Below are 24,237 nucleotides of genomic sequence, written 5' to 3'. Positions count from 1 at the left end.
ATGGCGTAAGCACCCTTTCTCTACTCCAAACCAGAGACTTAGACCACGATCGCCACCACCGATTTGGGCTCCCGATGAATAATCCGGGCTAATTGATCTCGGCGAACGTATTCGGGAAGAGGTTTACGATGTTCGTGTCGCTGGAATCCCGGGAGAAATCTCTTGGATCTATAAAGGTATCGGCGAAGCAAGGGTGGATCGCGCGATCGAAACATTCGCGAATCCAGCGCACTGTCGCGAGGATGGCTGGAGAGGGTTTTGCCTTGGACCGATACACGAGACGAAGTTCTCGTCGTATCCTGAGCTCTGGCGGAACTGGAACCGCAGCGGTTGTGATTTCGCTAACAAAAGTAGGCAGTGCGCCAATACCGATACCCTCCACGATCGACCAAAGCTGAGATAGCGAGGAGTTGGTACGCATCGCAACGAGGCCTTGAGGGCGTTCCGTGCCGATCAGAAAGTCGAGTTGCTCCGAGCGTACGCCAGGACCGACATGCTCAACGATCCGATGGTCCTTAAGCGAGTCCACGCTTGAAGGCACGCCGTAGCGCTGGATATAGCTCTTGCTCGCGTATACGGCGAAATGAATGGTAGCCAATTTCGCTGTAATGAGGTCGGCTTCTGCTGGCTGTTCGTATGTCAGCCAGATGTCGGCTTCATGCGTTCGATCACGAGCAAGGTTGTAATCGATATCCAAGCCTATGGTCATGTCGGGGAGGACCGCACGGAGCCGCGACATCCTCGGTGTCAGCCACAGCGTTCCGATACCCTCCGTGCACGCTATCGTGATCTGTCCCGGCTTCACGAGAACGTCTTTGGTGCCATCCGAAGCATCCCACTCCGCGGCGTCGCTCATTGCCTGGCCGATTCGAAGAAGCTTTTCTCCCTCTTTGGTTAGCACGATCCCGTTAGCGCTACGACGTGCCAGATCCAGGCCAAGCCTTGTCTCGACGCGCTCTATCCTCCGACGAATCGTATTCACCACAACCCCTTGATCTGACGCCACTTTCCGCATGCTGCCCAAGCGCTGGATGGCGCGGAACAGCCTCACGTCGTCCCACTGTAGATCGGCGAAATCGACCCGATCGTCGGTGTTCCCCCCTGGAACACGAGGTTCAACCTTTGTGAGCCTGCCGTCTGGGTGTCTTCGCAATATTACCTCCGCAACGACGCCGTTCGCGTGACGCACCTGGGAGGTATAATGTTTCAGCAAGTTGGCAATCCGATAGGCTCCCAACCGACCTCTTTCTGGGATAGTTGCTTCAATGAGCGCATGGATACGCTCATCGCGCGTAATCATGGTCGGCAAGTCCGGCTGCAGCGCATCCCTGCGGGCAGCACCATGAAAATGATCGATGACGCGCGCGAGCTGCTTCCTCTGGCGGACCGCGTTCAAGTCGCCCGGATGCTCGAGAAGAACCCTGAGATCGTCCGATCCGTAACCGTGCCCGGCCAAGCCGGGACCGCGGGCATATTCGCTTACCTGCCCCTTAATGCGTACGGAGCGTGGGCGCTGACGACCGGCCGATATGATGGCAGTAAGCCCGACCCGGCCTGGATCTGCTCGGCAGGCGAAAAGCCGTCGGCTATCGCTATCTGGCTGATTGTCGCGCCTGGGCTGCTAATCCGTATGTTCGAGCCCATCGCCCGGCTCTTCCGTGAGCTTTGCCCGGAAGGATGCGCCGTATTTTCTTACGGAGCGACAGATGCCTCAGCGAGCATCCAGCGTGCGGTCAGATTCCGGCCGGCCCGGGAGATGTTCCCCGGCGCCTCCGCCCACTTGGTCGCGGCGTGCCCGGAAAATGCAGTACCGATCGACATCGCCCGAAACATCGAACGGGCACGTCGGGGGCGCGTGTGCGTCCGGGTCGCGCGCTCGATCGAGGACATGGCCAAGGTCTTCTCCGTCCGTTCCGCCACTTTTCAAGCTGAACAGGCATGCCCGTACGAAGAGGAGTTCGACGGCAACGATTTTTGTGCGACGCAGCTTCTGGCTTATGTCGGTGATGACCCGGCTGCGTGCATCCGCATCCGCTATTTTGGTGATTTTGCGAAGCTTGAGCGCCTTGCCATCCGCCGCGAATACCGAAGCCGACGCCTCTCGCGCCCGTTGGTCGAGGCGGCGCTGGCGCACTGCGCGCGTAAGGGTTTTCGCCGGATTTACGGACATTCACGAGCGGATCTCGTGGGATTTTGGCAACGGCTGGGTTTTGATGTCATCCCGGCACGCCAGCCTTTCTGGTTCTCCGATGTTGAATATGTCGAGATAGTCGCGGAACTGACTGCGGATCCGCTGGAAATCCGATTCGGGATCGACCCGATGATGGCGATCAGACCGGAGGGCAGCTGGGATGAACCCGGCCCCCTCGACATGTCGCTTGTTCGTTCTTCGTTAGCGGTATGAGCAGGATGTCATTCCCCGCTCAACCGGAACCGCCCCTGGCGAGGGAACCGAGGAATTGTGTGACGGTGCAATTAGAGTTGCGATCCCGTTTTGCAGATCGCGTTAACGCGTTGCTCGGCGACAAGGGTCTTTCGAACAAAGAGCTTGCGGAGCGCAGCGCGCTTCCCGCAGATCGCGTCGATCGGATCTTAGACGGTCGCCTCGTCGGAATCACTTTCCGCGACATCACTGTGATCGCCGCCGTCCTCGAGACGCCGGTCTATTCCCTTCTTGTCGCGGCCAACCCGACGGTCGAGGTCGTACCGCTCGAGATAGTTGAAGAGCGTGCATCGGGCGATGCCTAATCCGTTCTTGCACGACGTCGGTAGCGGTCGCGCCGGTCGTGCTTAGATGTTTGATCTCGCAGTGTGGTGGTACGATTGACCAACACGGACGACGGGAGGAGCTATGGCCAGGTTCTACACGGCAGCGCCACGACGACTGAAACAATCCGTCGAGCAATACAGCGGAGTGAAGAGAGCGTGAGGGCGCTCGCCCGGCGTCCCAGGATCAGTCCAACGACAGCGCAGAAGTGGCGCAAGCGGGCGCATACCGCCGATGCCGCGATGGGGCCGAAAGCCTTTCATTCCACCGTCCTCACGGCGGGGGAGGAGGCCATGGTTGTGGCGTTTCGCCACCACAGGCTCGTACCGCTCGACGATTGTCTTTGTGCGTTAGCCGCGTGATTCAATTCCGCCAGTCAGTCAATGACGGTGCGACAATTGTGCAAAACAGGTTTCAGACTTTTCATTCACCACGACTGAGCACGGCCTGCGCCGCAGCAAGGCGAGCGGCGGGGATTCTGAAAGGACTTGTAGAGACATAGTCGATCCCGATGCTCTCGCAGAAGGAAATGGTCGCGGGATCGCCACCATGCTCGCCGCAAATGCCGAGCTTAATCGTCGGTCGCGTCGCGCGACTCCGCTCGGCGGCGAGGCCGATCAGTTGGCCGACGCCTTCCACGTCGAGGCTCACAAATGGGTCTCGCGCGTAAATGCCGCGCTCGACATACGTCGTTAGGAAGCGTGCCGCATCGTCGCGGCTGACGCCGAGCGTGGTCTGCGTGAGGTCGTTGGTGCCGAACGAGAAGAACTCCGCCGTCTCGGCGATTTCGCCCGCCATCAGGCAGGCACGCGGCAGCTCGATCATCGTCCCGACGAGATATTCGATCCGGCTGCCCTTGTCGGCGAACACCGCTTCCGCCGCTTTGTCGACCACGATCTTCATCAGCTCGAGCTCGCGTGCCGTGCCGACCAACGGGATCATCACCTCGGGGATCGGTGCGGCGCCCGATTTGACCGCGACCTCGATCGCCGCCTCGAAGATCGCGCGCGCCTGCATCTCGTAGATTTCGGGATAGGTCACGCCGAGCCGGCAACCGCGATGGCCGAGCATCGGGTTGAACTCGTGCAGCTCGGCTGCGCGGCGCTTGAACACCTCGACATCGACCCCCGCGGCGGTCGCCACCTCGGCAAACTCGGCTTCCTCGTGCGGCAGGAATTCGTGCAGCGGCGGATCGAGCAAGCGGATCGTCACCGGCAGGCCGGCCATCACCTCGAACAATTGCACGAAATCGCTGCGCTGTTCGGGCAGGAGTTTGTCGAGCGCGGTGCGGCGACCGGCTTCGTCCTCGGCGAGGATCATCTGGCGGACGTTGGTGATGCGCTCGGCATCGAAGAACATGTGCTCGGTACGGCAGAGACCGATGCCCTCGGCGCCGAACTCGCGCGCGACCTTGGCGTCGAGCGGCGTCTCGGCATTGGCGCGCACCTTCAGGCGACGCACGCCGTCGGCCCACACCATCAATGCCGCGAAATCGCCCGACAATTCTGGCTGCACGGTCGGCACTTCGCCGGCCATCACTTCGCCGGTGGTGCCGTCGATCGTGACGAGATCGCCCGCGCGGATCTCGCGATCGCCCACGCGCATCACGCCGGCCCTGGCGTCGATCGAGATCGACCCCGCGCCCGAGACGCACGGCCGCCCCATGCCGCGCGCCACCACCGCGGCGTGGCTGGTCATCCCGCCGCGCGCGGTCAGGATACCGCGCGCCGCGTGCATGCCGTGAATGTCCTCGGGGCTGGTCTCGGTGCGGATCAGGATCACCGAATCACCCGCCGTGGCGCGCTTCTCGGCGGTGTCGCTGTCGAACACGGCAAAGCCCGAGGCAGCACCGGGTGATGCCGGCAAGCCCTTGGTCAGCACGTCGCGCGGCGCCTTGGGGTCGAGCGTCGGATGGAGCAACTGGTCGAGCGCCATCGGGTCGATCCGCGCGACCGCTTCCTCGCGCGTGATGAGGCCTTCCTCGGCCATATCGACCGCGATCTTCAGCGCGGCCTTGGCGGTGCGCTTGCCCGAGCGGGTCTGGAGCATCCAGAGCTTGCCCTGCTGCACGGTGAATTCGATGTCCTGCATGTCGCGGTAATGCGTCTCGAGCAAGTCGAACACCTTGGCGAGTTCGGCGAACACCACCGGCATCGCTTCTTCCATCGACAGCGGCTTGGCATTGGCCGCGGTGCGCGCCGCGGTCGTGAGATATTGCGGAGTGCGGATGCCGGCGACGACGTCCTCGCCCTGCGCATTGATCAGGAACTCGCCATAGTAAGGCGCGGTCGCCCTTGGCCGGATCGCGTGTGAACGCGACGCCGGTCGCCGAGGTCTCGCCCATATTGCCGAACACCATCGCCTGGATGTTGACCGCGGTGCCCCAGCTAGCGGGGATATCGTTGAGGCGGCGATACACTTTCGCGCGCTCGGACTGCCACGAGCCGAACACCGCGCCGACCGCGCCCCACAATTGGTCATGGACGTCCTGCGGGAAGGGCTTGCCCCATTGCTGTTCGACCAGGCCCTTATATTCGGTCACCAACTCGCGCAGGTCGTCGGCGCTGAGATCGGTATCGAGGAAGTAGCCGCGGTCTTCCTTGGCGATCTCGAGCGCTTCCTCGAACGCGTCATGGTCGAGTTCGAGCACGACGTCGGCATACATCTGGATGAAGCGGCGATAGCTATCCCACGCGAACCGCGCGTCGCCCGACGTGGCGGCGAGGCCCTCGACCGTTCGGTCGTTGAGGCCGAGGTTGAGGACGGTGTCCATCATCCCCGGCATCGAGGCGCGTGCGCCGCTGCGGACCGAGACGAGCACCGGATCGGCCGCATCGCCGAATTTTTTGCCGGTAATGCCTTCGATATGCGCGATGCCGGTAGCGACCTCGACCTTCAGATCGGCGGGGAACTGGCCGCCTTCGTCATAATAGACCGCGCAGAAATCGGTCGAGATGGTGAAACCGGGCGGGACCGGCAGGCCGATCGACGCCATCTCCGCCAGGTTCGCGCCCTTGCCGCCGAGCAGATTGCGATCGCCCTTGCCCCCGTCCGAAACGCCGCCGCCGAACCGATATACATAGGCCGGCGCGTTACGCGATTTCAGTTCGTTGAGAAGAAAATCAATCATGGAAAAGTTTCCCATTCGAAGAACATTGTGTTGGGCCGCTCGTTCCTCCCGATCGTCGACCACAGTCAGGCCTTCGCCCGAAGGCTTGGTTGCTGGTATTTTTCGGAAGCGCTCGGGTCAGGACGAAGTGTCCCGAGGTATTTACCGGCTGTGCGGACGATGTGGGCCGCGGTACTTCCAAAAGATATGCCCTATTTCGGGAGTTCCGGCGGACCATAATATTGCGCAGCTTGATAAAAAGGTACTGTCACACAGTTTGTTCCGCGTGGCACTACGTCTCTTGCAACGGTGTGGCACGATGCCAAAAAACGGCGGCTGATAGCGTAATGGCGACGCCTCGGATCGTATCGTCGAGGAGCGGGCGGGTTGCATCGCTCTCCGTCGAGACAGCAATGTGAGCATTGCCAGATCTCAGGCTTGTCTAGCCGCGCGAGGCCGAGGGGAAAGTGCGATTGCGGACAAACCCGAGAGGCGGGTCGGCAATCGTCGCGCAAAATCTAGCGAAGACATCGAACGTTTAAGCATTTCTTGAGCGGTGCGAATCCAACCTAACGCCGTCTAGTCAGCAGGCGAGAGTCTCGAGTGCAATCTGGAAAACGATCGGGAAGCGCAATTGCCGATGCTCGCCTGATATCAATACCGCGTTTCCGCTATCTATCGATACGCTTTTGGGAGACCTAACGCGGCGATGATAGCATCGCTGCTTTGCGAGTAGTCGTATTTAGGTGTCATCCGATCACGTCGGTCAGGGTTGCAGATGCAGAACAAAAAGGCCTCCTAGAATGAGGCATAATAGGGGATGATTATGCGAGGTTTCTTATTGTCCGGCACGGCCGTCCTTCTTAGCACGGTCTCAGGAGTCGCGCTGGCTCAGGATAGATCGTCCCAGTCGCCAGTGAATGCGGGGGGGACGGCACAGTCGAAACCTAACGAAAGCCCGAAAAGCTCTTCGGATGTGAGCGCGGATTCGCAAACGCTGAACGGCACGGGCCTTGGCGACATTATCGTGACGGCGCAGCGGCAGTCGGAAAGCTCGCAGCGTGCCGCAATAGCCATAAATGTGGTTAGCGGGGCAGATCTGGTGAACAACGGCATCACTCAGCCTGATCGGCTCAACAGCCTGGTGCCGGCGCTAACGATTGCTAATGTTGGCCCGTCGGCAACCTCCTTCATCCGCGGCGTCGGCAATTTCTCGGTTCAAATTACAAGTGATCCTGCCGTCGCGTTCAATTATGATGGCATCTACATCGGGCGTTTGACCGCCACGTCGACAACGTTTTTCGATACCGATCGAGTGGAGGTCCTTAAGGGCCCCCAAGGCACGCTTTACGGTCGAAACGCAACGGCGGGTGCGATCAACATTTTGCCGACTCAGCCGAAAATCGGCGAGTTCTCCGGTTATGGCTCAATTCAGTACGGCAATTACAACGCATTTTCCACAGAAGGTGCGGTTAACTTACCTATCGGCGAAAACGGTGCGATCCGGATCTCCGGGATTGTGAACAATCGCGACGGATACAATCGGGACGGCAGTTCGGATGATAAGAGCCAGGGACTGCGCATCCAGCTGAAGTCCCATCTTACACCCGATCTGACAGCGCGTCTTGCATTCGATTACGAGCATCTGGGAGGCCTGGGCACAGGCCTGAGTTTCCTAGACACCTATGCGTGCTCGGCAGCGACTGCGAACACACCGGGGCAATCGCCTCATTGCGTCGTCACCCCGACCGGCCTGTCTCGAGCCGAAGGCAACACGTCTGCCGCATCTCAGGCATTTTGGACATCTCTATTTAGCGGTGTAGCGGGTCGTCACCGTGATCCGTTTCCCGCGAATTACCAAGATAGCAACTTCTTCGGCTCAAACGCTGATATCGAGTGGAATACCAGGCATGGGACTCTCACCATCATACCGGCGGTGCGGTTTGACCATGTACAGAACACTAATCCCAGTGGCGGATTTCCTATTGCTAACGATCAGAAAGACATCCAGTATAGCGTTGAGACACGTTTCGCTGGCAAGGTGAGCCTATTCGATTACACGCTTGGGTTTTTCTATTACAATGAGAATGCGCGGCTGCGGCAGGGTTCCATCACCAGCAACAGCAGCGGTAGCTTCGCGGAGCCGACAGTCGTCAATACGCAGTCGTACGCACCGTTTGCCCGCGTGACCGCGCACCTTGGCCCGAAACTGCGGCTTGTAGGCGGCATTCGTTATACGCGTGACAACAAGCAGTTCAATTCGCACAATATCACGATCGCCGAGACTTGCGCCGCGGGCGCGACGTGCCCGACGGCGATTTTGCCCACGCCAGTGCCGTACGAGACTCTGCTGCCTTTCGCCATTCCGGGCCAAAGCCCGTCGCAGTTGACTCCCGTGACCGTTCCTGGACCAACGCCAAATTCAATCATTTCGCGCACCGATTACTTTTTCAATAATTCTCTTAGCGTTGGGCGGGTTACCTGGCGCGCTGCGGCTGAGTTTGATCTAACCTCAACCTCGCTGCTGTACGCTAGCGCGGAGACCGGCTTCCGTTCCGGCGGCTTCAACACCGCCGTGGTGCTCGACGCAAACGCGCCGATCTCGCAGGTGTACCAGCCCGAGTACATCACGGCCTACACGCTCGGATCCAAGAACAGATTTCTTAACAATCGCGTTCAGCTCAACGTCGAAGCGTTCTTGTGGAAGTACCGGAATGAGCAAGTTGCGCATGGCACCGTCGATGAGATTAACCGTCCGGGGAGCTACACCCAGAACGTCGGTAGCTCGACGATTAAGGGCGTCGAGGTGGAAGCTCGGGTGCTTGTTACGCCCACCACACAGCTCGGGGCAGACGTGCAGTACCTCCACGCCCGCAATGACGACTTCACATTTAACGTCGTTGGTTACCCTTCGACAAACTGTGCAGTGGCCTCGGCGGGGTTCGCGGGCCGCTTCCCGCTGTTCTCAGTCAATTGCTCGGGATTGCCTTCCTACAACTCGCCGACGTGGTCCGCGAATTTTTCCGCACAGCAAACCGTGCCGATTGGTGACTATAAGCTCGTCCTGACGGCGGACACGCAATACAAGACCAGCCGCTTCGCATATTTCGACTACGCGACCGAACAGCTGCAAAAGGCCAGCTGGACAACTAACGCGCAAGTTTCGTTCGGGCCAGCGAACGGGCGCTGGTCGTTCGCCGGCTTCGTTCGCAACATTGAAAACACCCGGCTGCTATCTGCGCCGATTGCATTCCAGGGCCTCCTATCAGCCTATACGACGCCACCGCGCACGTATGGCGCTCGCCTTTCACATAAGTTCTAACCGGCAGCTTCTGCCGCCGGGACGAGGCGAAGCACCGGTGCCCGCTCGGGCACCGGTGCTTTGCCCTCTTATTTATGTTGATCGGGGCCGAAGACGGGACCCTGATTTGAGCAAGGCAACTATCTGTATTCCGTCGCAAAGTATGAGTTATGAGGGGGTCCAAATTTCGGCTCTAACTCAATTTTGATGTGATTTGAGCGCTGTGTAGTGACGGTTTCACAGTGGGATGATCGCCATGAAGAGCGCGCTTGGTCCGTCAGCGTTGATTCCACCCGGCTTCAAGGTCCAGGCTGCATCGACCGATACTACGGTCACCACGATCGCGGTTTGCAGCGTTACGGCCGGCAGCAACTGCCCCATCTGTGGCTCTTCCAGCCGCGTTGCCCATAGTCGCTATCGACGGAGGGTTGCCGATCTCCCGCTGAGCGGTCGATCGGTTCGCCTCACTGTGACCGTCCGTCGCTTTTGGTGCGACGCCGTGCGCTGTCCACGGCGTCTGTTCGCGGAGCCCTTCGCTACCGCCACGCTGGCACCATGGGCAAGGCGGACCGCCCCCATCATCTTGGCCTTGCGCTGGGCGGGCGTCCTGCTGCCACTCTTGCGAGCCGGTTGATGATGCCGGTCAGCAACGGCACGTTGCTGCGGGTCGTACGACGACGGGGCTGTCCACCGATCATTCCTCCGATCGTGATCGGGATCGACGACTGGGCATGGCGGCGGAACCAGCGATACGGAACGATCATCTGCGACCTCGAACGAAGTCGCCCGATTGGCCTGCTGCCTGACCGGGAACCCGCGACAGCCGAAGCATGGCTTGCCGGTCATCCACAGATCGAGGTTGTCGCGCGAGACCGTGGCGGCGCCTATGCCCGTGCGGCTGCCAGGGCGCTTCCCCACGCGGTGCAGGTTGCCGACCGCTGGCACCTGATGGAGAATGCCAGCCGCGCGTTCCTCGACGCGGTCCGCCGATCAGTGCGCCAAATCCGGCGCTCAGTCAGGGCTATGACTGCACATCGGCGCCGAAGACGGGACCCTGCTTTTAGCAAGGCAACTATCTGTATTCGTTCGGAAAGTACGAGTTATAAGGGTCACGATAGGCGCCGATCGGGACCCCTAGCTTAGGAAAACCTCGACGCAAATTCAGTAACTTGGCAAAAACCTACTGGAGTCAATTTCGGCGCCGAGCCACATTCCGCGCGGATCGCGGCAGCCGCCAAACATAGTAGTAGTTCGTCTAATCGACCCGCCAGATTGTCTCTCGACTTATCTGGCGGGCGATCACCAAATGTCATGCCTGCACGCATCGAAGATTCGAAGACGGCCGGGCACTAGCGACTTTGCCAGAACGCTTTTGGCTATGCGGTGCCTGCGGATTTCTGTCAGCGGAACTCGTCAAGCTCCTGTGGAAGATTGGCAGGGTCCGATGTCCACGCTAACCGTTCACACTGCAGCTCACACAACCGCACCAAAGCACGGCGTCGCCTCGGCTCCGGCGCGGGTTCGGCACGCGCCGCCCCCTACGCGCGAACCGCTTCCGCCCGAGCAGCAGCTCGCGCAGGCCCGCCCAACCCTCGCTGGTGCCGAGAGAGAAACATCTGTCGGAAGTGGCCACGGACGCGGACAGACACGCCCTTCATACAGATATCACGCTTTTCCGGTATGCCATGCCCGTGCTTTACCCTTACCGCAGATGCGCCCCAAAAAACGCGGCTGCCCTGGCTATGGCGGTGCGAGATTCTGGCGAGTTCGGGACCGATCCCTGAAATACGTGAGGCATGCCTTCATAGAGGTCGAGTATCGCCTCATGGCCGCCGCCTCGGATCGCCTGGTATTCTCTCACGAAATTGCTGAGAAGCATTTCGCGGGTTCCACCTTGGATCAGTGTGGGCGGATAGGCTTTCGAGTAGTCACCATAGACCGCTGAGACATAGGGATTTTTCTGGTCCTTGGGATCCGCGTAAGCGTCCGCTCCCCAAGCGGAGCTTTCGCGATCGAGCACAGGGTCGACACCGGAGAGGGTCAGATAGCTGTCGCCCTGCTGGGTGACATCACAGGACGGTGACATCAGGTATAGAGCTCCTGGTAGCGGCAGCCCCTGATCGCGCATCTTGAGGACGGATCCCGCCGCCATGCCGCCGCCCGCCGAGTCACCGAAGATCCCAATGCTAGCAGGCGCCGTCCCCTTAGCGAGTAGTGCTTTCCAGACGGAAAGCACCTGATCGGTGACAATCCTCCAGTTTCCCCTGGGAGCGACGGTGTAGTCGAGCGAGATCACCTCGTCCCCGGTTGCGGCCGCCACGAGCGCCGGCGGTCCAAGACGGGACCGAGCCGAGAAACGCGTGTAGCCGCCCCCGTGAAGATAGATCAGGGTATGGCCGTTCGATTTGTAGTTCGCGGGCAGGATGCGCACTACTGGAACACCGCCGATTTGATCGTCCTGCACGCTGGCGCCCAGCTCGGCGACGATGGCGTCGGAAGCCAGGATCATGCGCTTGTCCGTCGCCTCCCTGATTCGATCCCAGTCCGCGAGCGTAACTGGTTTCGTCTGTGGCGGCTGTTTTGAGCTTACCGCGTAGACGGCGGCCAGCACCTTGGCCGCTTCGTTCGATACCGTACCGGGAACGCGAAATCGAAGTGACGGTTCGGCACCCACCGCAACTGCATCCGCCGTATTTCCACTGGAAATCGCAGGCTGCGGCGCCATTACTTGCGCATAGGACGTTACAGGCGCTGTGAGAGCGATCGCCGTCGTCATCAAGAACTTATGCATCTGATTCTTCGCCTTCGATTTTCAGATATGATCCCATCGAGACCTGGAATATACTTTATCACCGCTCCGGCTTTTGTGAAAACCCGTTAGCCTGGTGTTTGTAAGGCCTCGCGCGCGCGTGCTCGACCGCTCCTGACATTTAATCCGATCGCTATTCATCAATGTTAGATCGACACTCCGCCAACGGCGAGACGCGAGTTTTCGTCGGGCGATGTGTAATAGGCATCGGCCGGCACGCGGAGTGGAGATGATCAAGCCGCCTGCTCCCAGCAGCGGTCGTTGGCGGTCTTTGCCATGATACATGCCGCCGGTCCGTCCGCGAGACCATGAGTCCGAGAAATGCTCGCACCGACGAGGCACGCGCCTGGGACTATCGTCACGGACACGCGCGTCCTCCCACCTATCGCGGAAACGGGACCGTTATAGCGGTCGCCTCACCTTCGGCGGGGCTGGTTCCGCCACGCAGATCGCGTCTTACTATTGGGGCGACGCGCGGCAGCCCCGATTACGTGGAGTCAGACACGGTTGACCGAGGGCTTGCCCCGTGCGGCAGGCCAAAAGTTTATCTTCTGGCGACATCAGACCGGACTGTGAAATGCGCCGTGGTGCGGGCCGCGATATCAGCGGTGGTCACGCCGGGTGCGGTTTCAATGAGTTCGAAGCGCGAATGTTGATCCGATCGTCGGAAGACCGCCAGATCCGTAATGACCATGTCCACGACATTGCGTCCAGTCAGCGGCAGGGTGCAGGCCGGAATGAATTTCGGGGATCCATCCTTTGCGGTGTGCTCCATCACGACGATGATTCTCTTCACGCCCGCGACCAGATCCATCGCACCGCCCATTCCTTTGATCATTTTGCCCGGAATCATCCAGTTTGCGATGTCACCGGTCTCGGAGACCTCCATCGCGCCGAGCACGGTGAGGTCGATGTGGCCTCCGCGGATCATGGCGAAGCTGTCCGCGCTCGAGAAGTAGGACGTCTGTGGCAGCTCGCTGATCGTTTGCTTGCCAGCGTTGATGAGGTCAGGATCCACTTCATCGTCGTATGGGAACGGACCAATGCCAAGCATGCCGTTCTCGGATTGGAGCGTGACTTCCATCGTCGATGGGACATGGTTCGCGACCAGGGTCGGGATGCCGATCCCCAGGTTCACGTAGAATCCGTCGCGGAGTTCCTGCGCAGCGCGGGCTGCTATCTGATCACGTGTCCATGGCATCAGAGGGCACGCTCCAAAGCCGCACCGGTCGTCGCTCTGGGGCGCGTGGTGCGGAACTCGATCTTCTTCTCGTAAGGTGGACTGACGATGAGTCGATTCACGTAGATGCCGGGGAGGTGTATCTGGTCTGGATCGAGGCTTCCGATAGGCACTATTTCCTCCACCTCCGCGACGCAGACGCGTCCCGCGGTCGCCATCGGGTGATTAAAGTTTCTCGCGGTCTTCCGAAAAATGAGGTTGCCGCTTTGATCCGCCTTCCAACCCTTGATGATCGCGAGATCGGCGCGGATGCCGCGCTCGAGGATGTAATCCTCGCCGTCGAACTGCTTTATTTCCTTACCTTCGGCGACCAGCGTGCCCACGCCGGTCTTCGTATAAAAGCCTGGTATTCCTGCTCCGCCCGCCCGGCATCGTTCAGCCAGGGTACCCTGCGGGCAGAATTCTACGTCGAGCTCACCTGACAGGTATTGGCGCTCGAACTCCTTGTTTTCGCCGACATACGAAGCGATCATCTTGGCGACCTGTCGGGTGCGCAGGAGCTTACCCAGACCCTCGCCATCGATGCCGGCATTGTTGCTGGCGATGGTCAGTCCTTTGGTCCCTGCATCACGAATGGCATCGATTAATCGTTCCGGTATCCCGCAAAGACCGAAGCCTCCGGCACAGATCGTCATGCCATCGTGGAGAAGCCCGTCCAGCGCGGACGCCGCATCGGGATGGAGCTTGATCACGCGATTTCCTTGCACAAAATTGTTGAAGCGATCAGGCCAATGGTGGCAATCACGCTCTGCAATCCATTTGAATCGCTTCGCCGCGACCGAAGTTTGGACCGGCATGGACGTGCCGGCCGGATACTGCCCGCCCGGGTGGCTGTCGAGATGCGAAATCGGCGAGAGCGATGCTAAGCGGGTTTCGGCCGCGCAAGCGTCGAAACCTTATCGACGCACCAGTGAAAGTCTTCAAGGGACCCTTTCGAATCTTGAGGCCTTCTGGCCGATCCTGTGAGCTTCCACGCGTATCAACGGAAGTGTCGCTACCTAAGCTCGGCAAAGTCGCGGGCATGGGCGGCGGTGGTGACCGAGTTTCGGCGCTACAGCGATGCAGTGCTCGGCGATCGGGAGCGGGATACGGATTGCGGACGGACGCCGAGCGACGCGCGCAACGCTCGAAGGGCTTTCTGCGATTTCGCCCTCCAGCTCCCCGATGCAGATCCGGCATCGGTGCCGATCACTCGGCCTCTCTGCGCGACCGACGCCATGGAGTAGGTGTTGTATGGGAACGTTAAAAAAGTCGCTTCGCGTCATGAGTGGTGGGGGAGTGCCGGTCGCGGCACGGCGGTGAAAGTCGGTCGTTCCGCATTCGAACGCGCGTTGCTGATCAATGGAGCGAGAAGCGTGAATAGGCGAACACTAGGCAAGACTGGACCTTCTGTATCCGCTCTAGGGCTGGGCTGCATGGGCATGTCCGGCGTGTACGGGCACACGGATCGGCGGGAGAGCATCGCCACGATCCAGGCAGCACTTGATGACGGCGTCACGCTCATCGACACCGGCGATTTCTACGGCATGGGCCACAACGAGACATTGATCTCGGAGGCGCTGTTGGGTGTTCCGCGCGACGCCTACCACCTCAGCGTGAAGTTCGGCTCGTTGCGAGGCCCGGACGGTCTGCTGATCGGCGACGACAGCCGACCGAAGTCGATCCGAAACTTCCTCACATATTCGCTAAAACGTCTGGGCGTCGATCACATCGACATCTATCGACCCTCTCGGCTCGATCCCGACACCCCCATCGAGGAGACGGTCGGCGCGATGGCCGATCTCGTCAGGGCAGGCTACATCCGCGGTATTGGCTTGTCCGAAGTCGGTGGGGCCACGTTGCGGCGGGCCGCCGCCATCCACCCGATCACAGACCTGCAGATAGAATACTCGGTCATGTCGCGCGGCATCGAGGACAGCATACTGGCAACCGCACGCGAACTCGGCATCGGGATCACCGCCTACGGCGTCTTAGGGCGTGGTCTGATCAGCGGTCATTGGCGCAAGGACGCGGCGATTGGAGACATTCGAACCAAGACGCCGCGCTTCCAGGACGGCAATATCGACAGGAACCTGCAGCTCGTAGACGCCCTGCGCACCTTTGCCGAAGCTCGTGGAATCGGCGTGGCACAGGTCGCGATCGCCTGGGTGACGGCGCAGGGAGCAGACATCGTTCCAATCATCGGCGCGCGGCGCCGCGACCAGCTTGTCGAGGCACTGGGAAGTCTGAAAGTCAGGCTCTCTGACCTCGACCTTCAGGCGATCGATCAGGCAGTGCCGAGAGGTAGTGCGGCCGGCGACCGTTATCCGAGCACCCATATGGCCGTTCTGGATAGCGAAGCAGCCACGTCCTGATGATCGAGTCTCTATCGTTCGGCGCCATTTGCCTTTTGATGCCTTCTTTGGAGTCGCTGATATGAGATTCACCATAATGCTGCTATTCGTGCCCATGTCTCCGGCCTTCGCGCAGACCGCCACTCCCGCTGCGAGCGCGGTCTCTTCCCCGGTTGCCACCACGGCGCCCGCCGGCCCCGTAACGTACGGAGCGGGCCATAAATTTTGCAGCGAATGGAGTGCAGCCGAGGTCAAGGCCGACCAGAGCGATTACTACGCGAACCGGTTCTGGGTTGCGGGGTTCATGTCTGCGTACAACTGGTATGTTTCGACCGACGGCTTCGACATCGGTCGCGGCCTAACGCCGAGCGACATGAAGACCTTTATGCACGACCGATGCGCCGCCCATCCGACCGAGACCGTGGCCACCGCGGCAGCGCAGCTGCTGACGATGCTCAGGACGCGTCAGGGAAGATGATTTCCAAACCGGCGCCCCCGATCGAAGGGGCGCAGCGGTCCTCCTTTCGGTTCAGGCTCGATCGTTCGACCGGCGGAACGAGAGCATCCGGCGCATATAGTTCTTGTCGCCATCGATGAACCGGTGTTTCAGCGCGCCCGCGACGTGCAGGGCGACAATTGCGTAGATGACCCAGGGCAGGATGCTCGCATGAAGCAACTTGCCTATGTGGTACGCTACCTGTTCGCGCGGCTTCAGGGCCGGATCGAGCGGCAGCATCTGCGGGATGCTGAACAGCCCGAAAAAGCTGGTCGGCCGGCCGGCGCCCTGCGACATCAGCAGGCCGGATAGCGGCATGACAAGCAGGATTCCGTAAAGTAGCCAGTGAACTAGCTTGGCGGTGTTACGCTCCCAGTGGTGCAAACCCTTGGCTTCGACCACCGCGGGGCGCGTGCCCTTCCAAGCGAGGCGGCAGATGGTGAGCGCAATGACCAGCAGCCCGAGCGGCTTGTGCCAGCCGTCGAGAAGATAGGAGCGGGTCGGCCCGTCGCCGATCCACACCGCGTAAAGCCCGAGCGGGATGAGCACTAGCAGAATGAGCACGGCGGTGCTCCAGTGAAAGAACTGCGCAATCGGGTCATAGCCCGGCATCGCGACGACGGCCTCGAGGGTCTCAGTCTCGGACATCTCGCCCTTCGCATGGCGAGCCGAGGATAGCTGTTGCCGATCGACTCCAAGATTATCGTTCGTCATCGTGCATTTCCGCCTTCCAACCACGCGCTTCCCTGCGCGTACAGGGCTTCGACCTCGGGTCCCGTCAATCCCGGCATGTCCCGCTTCACCTCCATGCCGAGCTTGGTCTGGAGATAGCCAAGGTGCCGATAGCCCTGGGGGAAGCTCGCCAGAAGGTCTTGGTCAAGGATCGGCGCGGTGCCCGGCTGGACGAGGTCCAGCCGGTCGCGCTCGTAGATCGGTTGCCGGAAGACGATCTTCCAAATGCCCGAGCGGCGCTCGAACAGATCGTAGAACCGGCCGTAACAGGTGGCGTCGCACAGCACTGCGTCAATTGATCCTCGCTGAGCGATCGTGGTCTTGGTTTGCGCCACCGCACGGTCGCCTACGATCTGGACGTGGGAGCCGCCCAAGAGGTGCTGAATCTGCACGCCTCGCGCGACGGCTGCGCGCGACAGACGCACGAACTCGACCGCGCTGACCTGCGACCAGGTCGTCATCATGCGACCGTCCTCGTGCCACAGTGCGAGCAGTTGATCGAACTGAAGGGAGTCGCGATGCACGACCCAGTCGTTAATCACGCGCTGGATCTCGATAAAATCCGACTGTTCAGTGCTAGGCATCATCCGCTTTCCATCTATTGTATAGCGTCCGACCGGATCCGGCCGCGGGCGCCGTAACTGAGGGATCGATCCCAAGCATTGGGCAAGGCGCGCATCCGAGGCAAAATTCTCAGCCGACCGACCAACCCGCCGAAGCCTTGCCGCACATAGTCGAACTTTCTCCACCGCGACCGATAGGGAAGAGTCGCGAGTGATCGCGCCAGCATATCGGCGGCTTGATCATTTCCAGTTCGCGCGTCCGCCGCAGGCGCGCTGTCCCCGGGGCTTTGACATCGGGGGGCAAGATCCGAGCAACACCGCACCGTCTCAGACGAACCCAATCCAACGACCTGACACGACGATGCCGATCCAGAAGACGAGCGAGAGACCGGCCGCCACACGGGCGGCCAGGGGAGTGGGCATCAACATCTCCCACGTTTTTGCGCCCCGCCATGCGCCGAAATGCAGAACCGCCATGTTGATCCCCGCCAAGAGCATCAGGACCATCTTTATGCGGAACGGCACGTTCGTGTAATATTTCGCCGCTGCGGACACGAACATTAGTGAGCCGCTGATGGCGGCCACCACGAACGCGGTCCAGGTCCACGGCAGCATTTCGCGCGCGAGCTGAACTGCGCTGATCCTTTTCGCCGAGACGCCGAGCAGCCGGAGGTCGACCATCGCGATCGTGCCCACGACCAGAGTGAGCGCGAGGACGTGGATCGTCTCGATCGTCGGGAACATCCATTCGGACTCGGTGATCGTCGTTCCGAGCGGCGACGCCTCCAACCAGGCGCAGGCTTCCAATATCCTCATGGCTCAGACCTTTCCGCCGGCGTATGCGATCCAGCGCCCGCACACGACGATCGCGACCCACAGCGACAAGGACGCCAGCGCGCAACCGCGGATGATGAAGCGCTTCCGAACCGGCATGTCGCGGAAACGGCGGTCTTCCAGAAGACGGCGGACGGGCGCCGTGAACAGCACGGCGAAAACGATCAGCACCATTTTCGTGAGGAAGATCCAGTTCAGCAGCTCGCGGGCCGGTTCCGCCATAATCTGCAGCAACCCCGTCGCCAGCAGCACGCCCAGACCGCCCCAGATCCAGGGATAGAGGCGGAGGTTGTACTCCCGAAGCGATTGCTCGCGACCCAGGTATCCAGCCAGCCTGAGGTCCAGGACTGCCACCGAAGACATAACGACCGCGATCGACAGGATGTGCACGCTCTGCAGCATCGGCACCGTCCATGCCCGGCTGGCGATCGCCACACTCAAATCGGTTGCCGCCAGCCAGTCGCTAACCTCTTTTAAGCCTTCCATTCATCGGCCCCCCCGCGCGTGTCATTGCCAGCACTGGTCAACCCACTCGATATTTGAACGGCGGAATCGCCGAGAGCGGGCATAGTGTTTCCAATCGAAGTGTTTGAAATTCCGGTCAGTGCCATAATCCGTCGCCCAGCCAATGACTTAAAAATGGAAACCGAATGAGCCGCCAAATATGCGGGGAGGGCCGGGGACCACAGCGAAGTTACTGCTGACAACTGCGGCGGCATAGGTATACTGATTGGTCAGATTGCGCACGAATAGATTGACATCGTAACGCTTGCTCGGCGCCGTCCAGTTTAGCGATAGATCGACAATATTGTGTCGTCCTTGGCGAATGCTACTATCCACCGTCATGGAATAGGGCGAATTGTAATGGTCGTTGACGCTTAGCGAGAAGTCACCGCGCGTCGTGTCGAACGTATATGTTGCCCGTAAGGACGCCGAGACCGGGGCAGCAAATGGCACGTCAAACCCAGCAAGATCGTAATTGTTGATGACGGTCGCTCCAGGCAGAAGCGTGCCGGTGGCACTCTTGCGAGTAGTGGCAAGGCTGGCACCCGGAAAGGCAGCGTAGTGCGCTGCTAAATACTCAAAGCTGCCGTTGATGACGAAACCCTTGAACAGGGCGGCGCTGAAATCGGCGTCGACGCCGTCGAGATGCTCGCTGGCGGCGTTTTCGAGGATCGCCGACGTGGTCGCCGGCGGTACGAGCGATCGGACCTGCACGTCCTTGTAGGTGTAGTGGAAATACGACAGGTTGAGGCGCAATTTGCGGTCAAACAGCTCCGATTTAACCCCTGCTTCGGTCGCATACAGGAGCTCGGGGCGCACCGGCGGGTTAGTGAACGAGTTCGCGTTGAACGCGCCCGATTTGAACCCGAGGTTGTGCGACGCATACATGTGGACGTTATCATTGAGGTCCTGCGCGAGCACGAAGCGGTAGGTCAACTTGTTAAAATGCAACCGGGTGGGGATGCCATTAGGATATCCGGCGAACGGTTGCCCAGGATACAGGATGGTCGTCGCCGGGAGCGCCGCGACCGAGTTCGGTAAGCCTGGCAGCGGTGTCGTGAGGCCACCCAGACGTTTCGTCTCGTCCGTGTAGCGCAACCCAACCGTAAGGCGCGTCGCCTTGAAGAAGCGGTAAGTGCCGTCACCATACACCGAACCCGACAACGTGCTGGGCAGACCGTTGATGCGATTGGGCGCCGCGCCCGGCGCGCATACGGCGCCAAGGCAGGTATTATACGTGTCGAGCTGAAGTTTCAGATGATCGTCATAGAAGAAGGCGCCCGCCACCCAGTCGAACCGCGAGGAGGACGGCGCTGAGGTCAGCGTTAGCTCCTGGCTGAACGTGCGGTTGCGCTCATAGAACTGGTTATACGACGCCCCCTGGCCGGCCGCCACCTGGCCGAGAATCGGCAGACCGTTCTGGAACAGCACGTTGGCCTGACTTGTCTGATAGCCGGTCAGGCTTGTCAGTGTCGCGAAGCCCAGGCTCTGCTCAATCTTCAGTGTGCCTATGTAGATCGACGTCGGTGCCGATGCGTCGATGCGCGATGCGATCCTGTACCGGCCGAGATACGGCGTACCGTCCGTCCCGAGCGAGCCGGGGTAGACCTGGTAGGCGTAGCCGAGGTCGCGATTGTTATAGTCGTAAATGAAGCTGCCGGTGATCTTCAGGTCCGAGGTAGGTCGCCACTGGATCTTGGCCTCGAGTCCGGTCTCGTCCGACTTCTGAACGTCGTGTCCGTTGAAAACGTTGACGCTCCATCCGTCCGCCTGCTTCTGATGGAAAACGGCGATGTTCACCCCTAGATTGTCAGTAAGCGGCGCCGAGGCGTAGAGGTTGCCCGTGAGGGTGTTGTAGTTGGCGTAGCCCACCGAGCCGTCGATCCGCACCTTGTCACCCGGGTCGCGGGTGGTTACCGAGATCAGACCGCCCGTAACGTTCCGACCGTACAACGTTCCTTGGGGCCCCTTCAGCACCTCGATCCGCTCGACATTGTTGAAGGAGGTGATGCCGACCGTGGGATTTGCGAGGTAGAGGCCATCGATATACGTCGCGGTCTGCGCCTCGTTGAAGCCCGTGCTCGCGGAGCCGATGCCGCGCAAGTAAAGGTTGTTGCCACCCGCAGGCGTCACCACCAGCCCTGAAACGAGACTAGGCAACTGCAGCACGCCGGTAATGTTGTAGGCCTTGAGCGTGTTCGCCGTAACGGCCTCGACGGTTGCCGTCACACGCTGGAGGTTCGAGCTTCTCCGGGTAGCGGTGACGACAATGTCCTCAAGGCCAGACGAGGAGGTCTGAGGCCCGTCCGCCGTCGGGTCAGACTGGGCGACCGCGCCGGTAGCGTCGGTGGCAGCGCTCGGTATGGTGGTCGGCGCCTGGGGCGGCGTTGCCGGAGCAGCCGTTTGAGCCTGGACGGGTGCGGCGGCCGTCGCGACCGCGATAAGCGAAGTTGAGAAAAACCATGTGGCACGGATCATCATCGCTCAAAGCTCCTCTGCCGTTCAATCTTGATCGTCGATCGATGCGTAACGGCAGGGTTACACAGCAAGCGCGGCCCGTTTTGTGTGGAGCTGAGGATCAAACGGACGCGAAAACGGAAGATTTCCGTTGCATCGATCGGACGGCCATCGACAGGCACCCCCCTTGTTCCACTTCTACCGAGCGTTGGCGACCAGATGCATTCGGCAAACGCATCACGCCAGATATCGGTTGTCGGGGCACGATATCTCAGTTGCATCGGCTTTGATTCCTTTCCGGCGCAATTCGGCAACGAGTGCAAGCCGATGGCCGATAGCGTGACAGTATCGCTCGGCACGTGATCGCATCTTCGAGCTTGGATATGCGAGCCCTATGGAGCATCGTAACCGGCAAGTTCACCCATGCGCGCAGCTTTGCGCCGCGCGAACCGGATCGAGGCCTTCAGGTCTGGTCGGATCGCCGCGGGTCAGAAACGGAAGCGAGAGGAGCGAGGATGATAGTGCGGCTTTTAACCCGACCAGAAACAGGCCGAGCGGCTCTGTTGCTCCTGGTTGGCGTAGCGATGCCGACGCTCGCGGCGGCGGGTGTTCTGCCACAATCGTCCTCCTACACGACCGGTGAGCCGACACAGGGTGCATCCTCGCCGTCGATCATCACCCCCTCAGAAAAGTTGAACTGGCACGGCGACGCGACGGCGCCCGACATCAGCGGCGTCTGGGTGCTCGTCGATGCGCCAGCGATCTCGGGAAGCAAAGAAGGCTGGCAGCCTTGGGCGCCGCCCCTTAAAGCTACCTTCGCCGAGATGTGGAAGAAGCGCGTCGCTGATGCGCAGGCGGGCAAACGAACCGACGATCCCGTCCGCGGCTGTCTTCCGCCCGGAATGCCGAGGTTCATAACAGGCACGAATGGACCCATGCTCATCGTCCAGACCAAGGGTCGCGTATTGCTATACCGCGACGGGATCCCAGTCCGCCGTATATGGCTCAATGCCGCTGCGCGGCCGGCAGCGAAAGACCTAGAGAGCTTCTCCAACGGCAATGCGATCGGTCACTACGCAGGCTTGGATCTCGTGACGGAAGTGATCGGGATCAAGGATCAGCCCATCGATTCTACCGGTGTGCCGCATAGCGATGACCTGAAGATCGTTGAGCGCTACCACCGCGTCGATGCCAAGACCCTGCGGGTTACCGTAACGCTGACCGATCCAACCGCATATACGCGGTCTTTGACGTCCTCGGTGACGTACCGGCTCCTAGATGATCCGGCTTGGGAGCCGCAGGAATTCCTGTGTACGCCGATCACCAATTTTCACCCTGAGAAATACGTTCGCTAGTTAAAACTGCCCGTCGGTGAAGCCGGCGCCACCAGGCCGCTCCGGTTTATCCGAGGCATGCAATAGGACAGAGGATGACTGCCATGAACAACAGGTTCCGTCGAGCCGCCGCGATTGCCCTCCTGGCTGCGCCACTGCCGCTGGCGGCGCACCACTCGTTCGCTCTTTTCGACAAGAGCAAGGAGGTGGTCCTGAAAAACGCCGTGGTGAAGGATTGGCAGTGGACCAGTCCGCACACGTGGCTTTACGTCGTGGTCCCGAACGGGACCGGTAACCCTGACAAGTATTCGATCGAGGGCGGCAATCCCGGGGCGATGCGTCGGATCGGGTTCGCCAAGGGCTCGCTGTCGCCTGGCGATAAGGTCACGATATACATCTCGCCGCTGCGCAGCGGCGAGAAGGGCGGAAGCCTGAATGCGGTGCAGCTTCCGAACGGCAAGCTCTTGGGCGAACGACTGAAGCCCTGACGGCAAATGCCGGCGCAGGACTGCAGGCTGGCAGGCTGCGACGCGAGACACATTAAACCGGGAGCTGAATCATGGTCGGAGCTAGACGTATCGCCGGGTTGACGATGGCCGCAGCTGTCGCGTCCGCCATGCCCGCCGCGTCTTGGGCGCAGTCCAGCGATCCTTCGGACGTTTGGCCGCCGGCCGGAGTGTCATATTACGGGGATCCCGCGGTGCCGGACATTTCTGGCCTCTGGATGGGAACCGCCATGGGCGTACCTGGCCAAGGGCCGGCGACCAACACAGGCAGCACGGCGGACGGACGTCCGCCCTCCTTTGTCGAGCCTTGGCCGCTGCCCTACACGCCCCCTTTCCAAAAGATGTCAGAAGAGCGAATAGCTGCCGCGAAGACTGGGAAGCAGCTCGGTGATATCGGCTCGAAGTGCCTGCCGTTCGGGATTCCCTTCCTGCTCCTGTCGGAGAACTATCCGAACGAGGTCGTCCAAACGCCAGGTTCGGTGATGGTGTTCTTTTTCAATGCCTTCCCGATTATCATATGGACCGACGGCCGCGCTCACCCGAAGGATCTGAAGCCAAGTTACAACGGGCACTCGATCGGCCACTGGGTCGGCGACACACTGTACGTCGACACGGCCGGTCTGCGGGGGGATACTCCGTTGGAGACCCATTTCGACCCACATAGCGACAGGCTGCACTTCGAATGGACGATTAGGCACGTCGCCGACAATACGATGCACGTCCATGTTACCCTTTTCGACGACAAGGCCTTCACGCAACCGGTGACCAGCACGAACATCTGGCAGCGCAAGTTCGATCGCCGCTGGGCGCTACTCGACGACGCCTCTTGTTTTGAAAACGCCGCAGGCGTCACCGTCAATGCGAAGCCGCTGGAGCCTGGATTCACGAAATTCTGACCGCGAGGGGGGCGATGTAACGCAGGAGGCACTATTCTAGGAGGGCATCGATAGGTTTCTTAGCGCCCGCCCTCGCAAGCCAAGTTGCCTCCTTCGTGGAAAGAGCCTGCCTGCCCTTTCCGTCCCGCTGACAGCCGTTGCGAATCAGCTGCTTTGCATGTCTTGTCTTGACCTGCGTCGCGGCTATCCGGGGCCACGGCTTGATCTCGGAAACGGTCGGCATGCAAAAAGGCGCGCAGAGCGTTCCTATGAAACTAAAAATGTGTTTGGGGCCGATAGCAGCAAACTAACGAAAGTTTCTCCACTGGATCGCGATGGCGTGCGGGGCGAGGATCGGGCTAATTCTCCATTTTATC

General features: G+C 60.5%; 19 protein-coding genes and 3 pseudogenes. 11 read left to right on the top strand and 11 right to left on the bottom strand.

Annotated elements, in window-relative coordinates; genetic code table 11:
• Positions 1-88: 88 nt before the first annotated feature.
• Positions 89-1,300, bottom strand: coding sequence for a LysR family transcriptional regulator (locus ACVWYO_RS23545; protein WP_457355346.1), 1,212 nt, complete (start codon positions 1,298-1,300; stop codon positions 89-91).
• On the opposite strand from ACVWYO_RS23545, the gene ACVWYO_RS23540 reads away from it, so the two are divergent.
• The 3 genes and pseudogenes from ACVWYO_RS23540 to ACVWYO_RS23530 all read left to right on the top strand — a co-directional run.
• The gene (locus tag ACVWYO_RS23540) at positions 1,274-2,404 is read left to right on the top strand and encodes a GNAT family N-acetyltransferase (protein WP_457355344.1); all 1,131 of its coding nucleotides are present in this window, start codon (positions 1,274-1,276) and stop codon (positions 2,402-2,404) included. The two genes, ACVWYO_RS23545 and ACVWYO_RS23540, sit on opposite strands and share 27 nt — an antisense overlap.
• 110 nt (positions 2,405-2,514) lie before the next feature.
• Entirely contained in the window at positions 2,515-2,748 is a 234-nt protein-coding gene (locus ACVWYO_RS23535) for a helix-turn-helix domain-containing protein (RefSeq protein WP_457355342.1), read from the top strand.
• A gap of 75 nt (positions 2,749-2,823) precedes the next feature.
• A pseudogene (locus ACVWYO_RS23530) lies at positions 2,824-3,120 on the top strand (hypothetical protein); the annotation flags it as partial.
• Between the two features lie 70 nt (positions 3,121-3,190).
• On the opposite strand, the pseudogene ppdK reads toward ACVWYO_RS23530, so the two are convergent.
• Positions 3,191-5,897: pseudogene (gene ppdK / locus ACVWYO_RS23525) on the bottom strand (pyruvate, phosphate dikinase).
• A gap of 955 nt (positions 5,898-6,852) precedes the next feature.
• On the opposite strand from ppdK, the gene ACVWYO_RS23520 reads away from it, so the two are divergent.
• Positions 6,853-9,198, top strand: coding sequence for a TonB-dependent receptor (locus ACVWYO_RS23520; protein WP_457355340.1), 2,346 nt, complete (start codon positions 6,853-6,855; stop codon positions 9,196-9,198).
• A 216-nt stretch (positions 9,199-9,414) separates the two neighbouring features.
• On the opposite strand, the gene ACVWYO_RS23515 is transcribed toward ACVWYO_RS23520, so the two are convergent.
• Positions 9,415-9,558, bottom strand: coding sequence for a hypothetical protein (locus ACVWYO_RS23515; RefSeq protein WP_457355603.1), 144 nt, complete (start codon positions 9,556-9,558; stop codon positions 9,415-9,417).
• On the opposite strand from ACVWYO_RS23515, the gene ACVWYO_RS23510 reads away from it, so the two are divergent.
• Together ACVWYO_RS23510 and ACVWYO_RS23505 are read left to right on the top strand one after the other, a co-directional pair.
• Positions 9,518-9,811 (top strand): transposase family protein, encoded by a 294-nt coding sequence (locus ACVWYO_RS23510; RefSeq protein ID WP_457355583.1) that lies wholly within the window; start codon positions 9,518-9,520, stop codon positions 9,809-9,811. The genes ACVWYO_RS23515 and ACVWYO_RS23510 overlap by 41 nt on opposite strands.
• Before the next feature lie 29 nt (positions 9,812-9,840).
• Positions 9,841-10,299, top strand: a pseudogene (locus ACVWYO_RS23505) (transposase); the annotation flags it as partial.
• A 580-nt stretch (positions 10,300-10,879) separates the two neighbouring features.
• On the opposite strand, the gene ACVWYO_RS23500 reads toward ACVWYO_RS23505, so the two are convergent.
• From ACVWYO_RS23500 to ACVWYO_RS23490, 3 genes are all read right to left on the bottom strand, one after another.
• Complete coding sequence (locus ACVWYO_RS23500; RefSeq protein WP_457355338.1) at positions 10,880-11,968, bottom strand: alpha/beta hydrolase fold domain-containing protein; 1,089 nt, start codon at positions 11,966-11,968, stop codon at positions 10,880-10,882.
• Between the two features lie 562 nt (positions 11,969-12,530).
• Positions 12,531-13,187, bottom strand: coding sequence for a CoA transferase subunit B (locus ACVWYO_RS23495; RefSeq protein ID WP_457355336.1), 657 nt, complete (start codon positions 13,185-13,187; stop codon positions 12,531-12,533).
• Positions 13,187-13,918: a CoA transferase subunit A gene (locus tag ACVWYO_RS23490; protein ID WP_457355334.1), complete on the bottom strand. Its 732-nt coding sequence runs from the start codon at positions 13,916-13,918 to the stop codon at positions 13,187-13,189. The genes ACVWYO_RS23495 and ACVWYO_RS23490 overlap by 1 nt, the downstream gene beginning before the upstream one ends.
• A 606-nt stretch (positions 13,919-14,524) precedes the next feature.
• On the opposite strand from ACVWYO_RS23490, the gene ACVWYO_RS23485 reads away from it, so the two are divergent.
• On the top strand, positions 14,525-15,580 hold the full coding sequence (locus ACVWYO_RS23485) for an aldo/keto reductase (RefSeq protein WP_457355582.1): 1,056 nt from the start codon (positions 14,525-14,527) through the stop codon (positions 15,578-15,580).
• Between the two features lie 76 nt (positions 15,581-15,656).
• Entirely contained in the window at positions 15,657-16,037 is a 381-nt protein-coding gene (locus ACVWYO_RS23480; protein ID WP_457355332.1) for a hypothetical protein, read from the top strand.
• 51 nt (positions 16,038-16,088) lie between these two features.
• Here ACVWYO_RS23480 and ACVWYO_RS23475 read toward each other — a convergent pair whose 3' ends face one another.
• From ACVWYO_RS23475 to ACVWYO_RS23455, 5 genes are all read right to left on the bottom strand, one after another.
• Positions 16,089-16,769: a cytochrome b gene (locus ACVWYO_RS23475; protein ID WP_457355330.1), complete on the bottom strand. Its 681-nt coding sequence runs from the start codon at positions 16,767-16,769 to the stop codon at positions 16,089-16,091.
• Positions 16,766-17,371: a nuclear transport factor 2 family protein gene (locus ACVWYO_RS23470; RefSeq protein ID WP_457355328.1), complete on the bottom strand. Its 606-nt coding sequence runs from the start codon at positions 17,369-17,371 to the stop codon at positions 16,766-16,768. Before ACVWYO_RS23470 ends, ACVWYO_RS23475 begins: the two co-directional genes overlap by 4 nt.
• A gap of 306 nt (positions 17,372-17,677) precedes the next feature.
• Positions 17,678-18,166, bottom strand: a complete 489-nt coding sequence (locus tag ACVWYO_RS23465) for a DUF6644 family protein (RefSeq protein WP_457355326.1) — start codon at positions 18,164-18,166, stop codon at positions 17,678-17,680.
• Between the two features lie 3 nt (positions 18,167-18,169).
• The gene (locus ACVWYO_RS23460) at positions 18,170-18,670 is read right to left on the bottom strand and encodes a DUF6644 family protein (protein WP_457355324.1); all 501 of its coding nucleotides are present in this window, start codon (positions 18,668-18,670) and stop codon (positions 18,170-18,172) included.
• Between the two features lie 147 nt (positions 18,671-18,817).
• Entirely contained in the window at positions 18,818-21,169 is a 2,352-nt protein-coding gene (locus ACVWYO_RS23455; protein ID WP_457355322.1) for a TonB-dependent receptor, read from the bottom strand.
• Positions 21,170-21,729: 560 nt separating this feature from the next.
• Here ACVWYO_RS23455 and ACVWYO_RS23450 point away from each other — a divergent pair.
• From ACVWYO_RS23450 to ACVWYO_RS23440, 3 genes are all read left to right on the top strand, one after another.
• Complete coding sequence (locus ACVWYO_RS23450; RefSeq protein ID WP_457355320.1) at positions 21,730-22,500, top strand: hypothetical protein; 771 nt, start codon at positions 21,730-21,732, stop codon at positions 22,498-22,500.
• Positions 22,501-22,583: 83 nt separating this feature from the next.
• Positions 22,584-22,967 (top strand): DUF6152 family protein, encoded by a 384-nt coding sequence (locus ACVWYO_RS23445; protein WP_457355318.1) that lies wholly within the window; start codon positions 22,584-22,586, stop codon positions 22,965-22,967.
• Between the two features lie 212 nt (positions 22,968-23,179).
• Positions 23,180-23,881 (top strand): hypothetical protein, encoded by a 702-nt coding sequence (locus tag ACVWYO_RS23440; RefSeq protein WP_457355316.1) that lies wholly within the window; start codon positions 23,180-23,182, stop codon positions 23,879-23,881.
• Positions 23,882-24,237: the final 356 nt, after the last annotated feature.

The sequence above is a fragment of the Sphingomonas sp. UYP23 genome (genome assembly GCF_054059235.1).
Note: the sequence above shows the minus strand (reverse complement) of the source record. Positions and strands in the feature narration are given on the sequence as shown.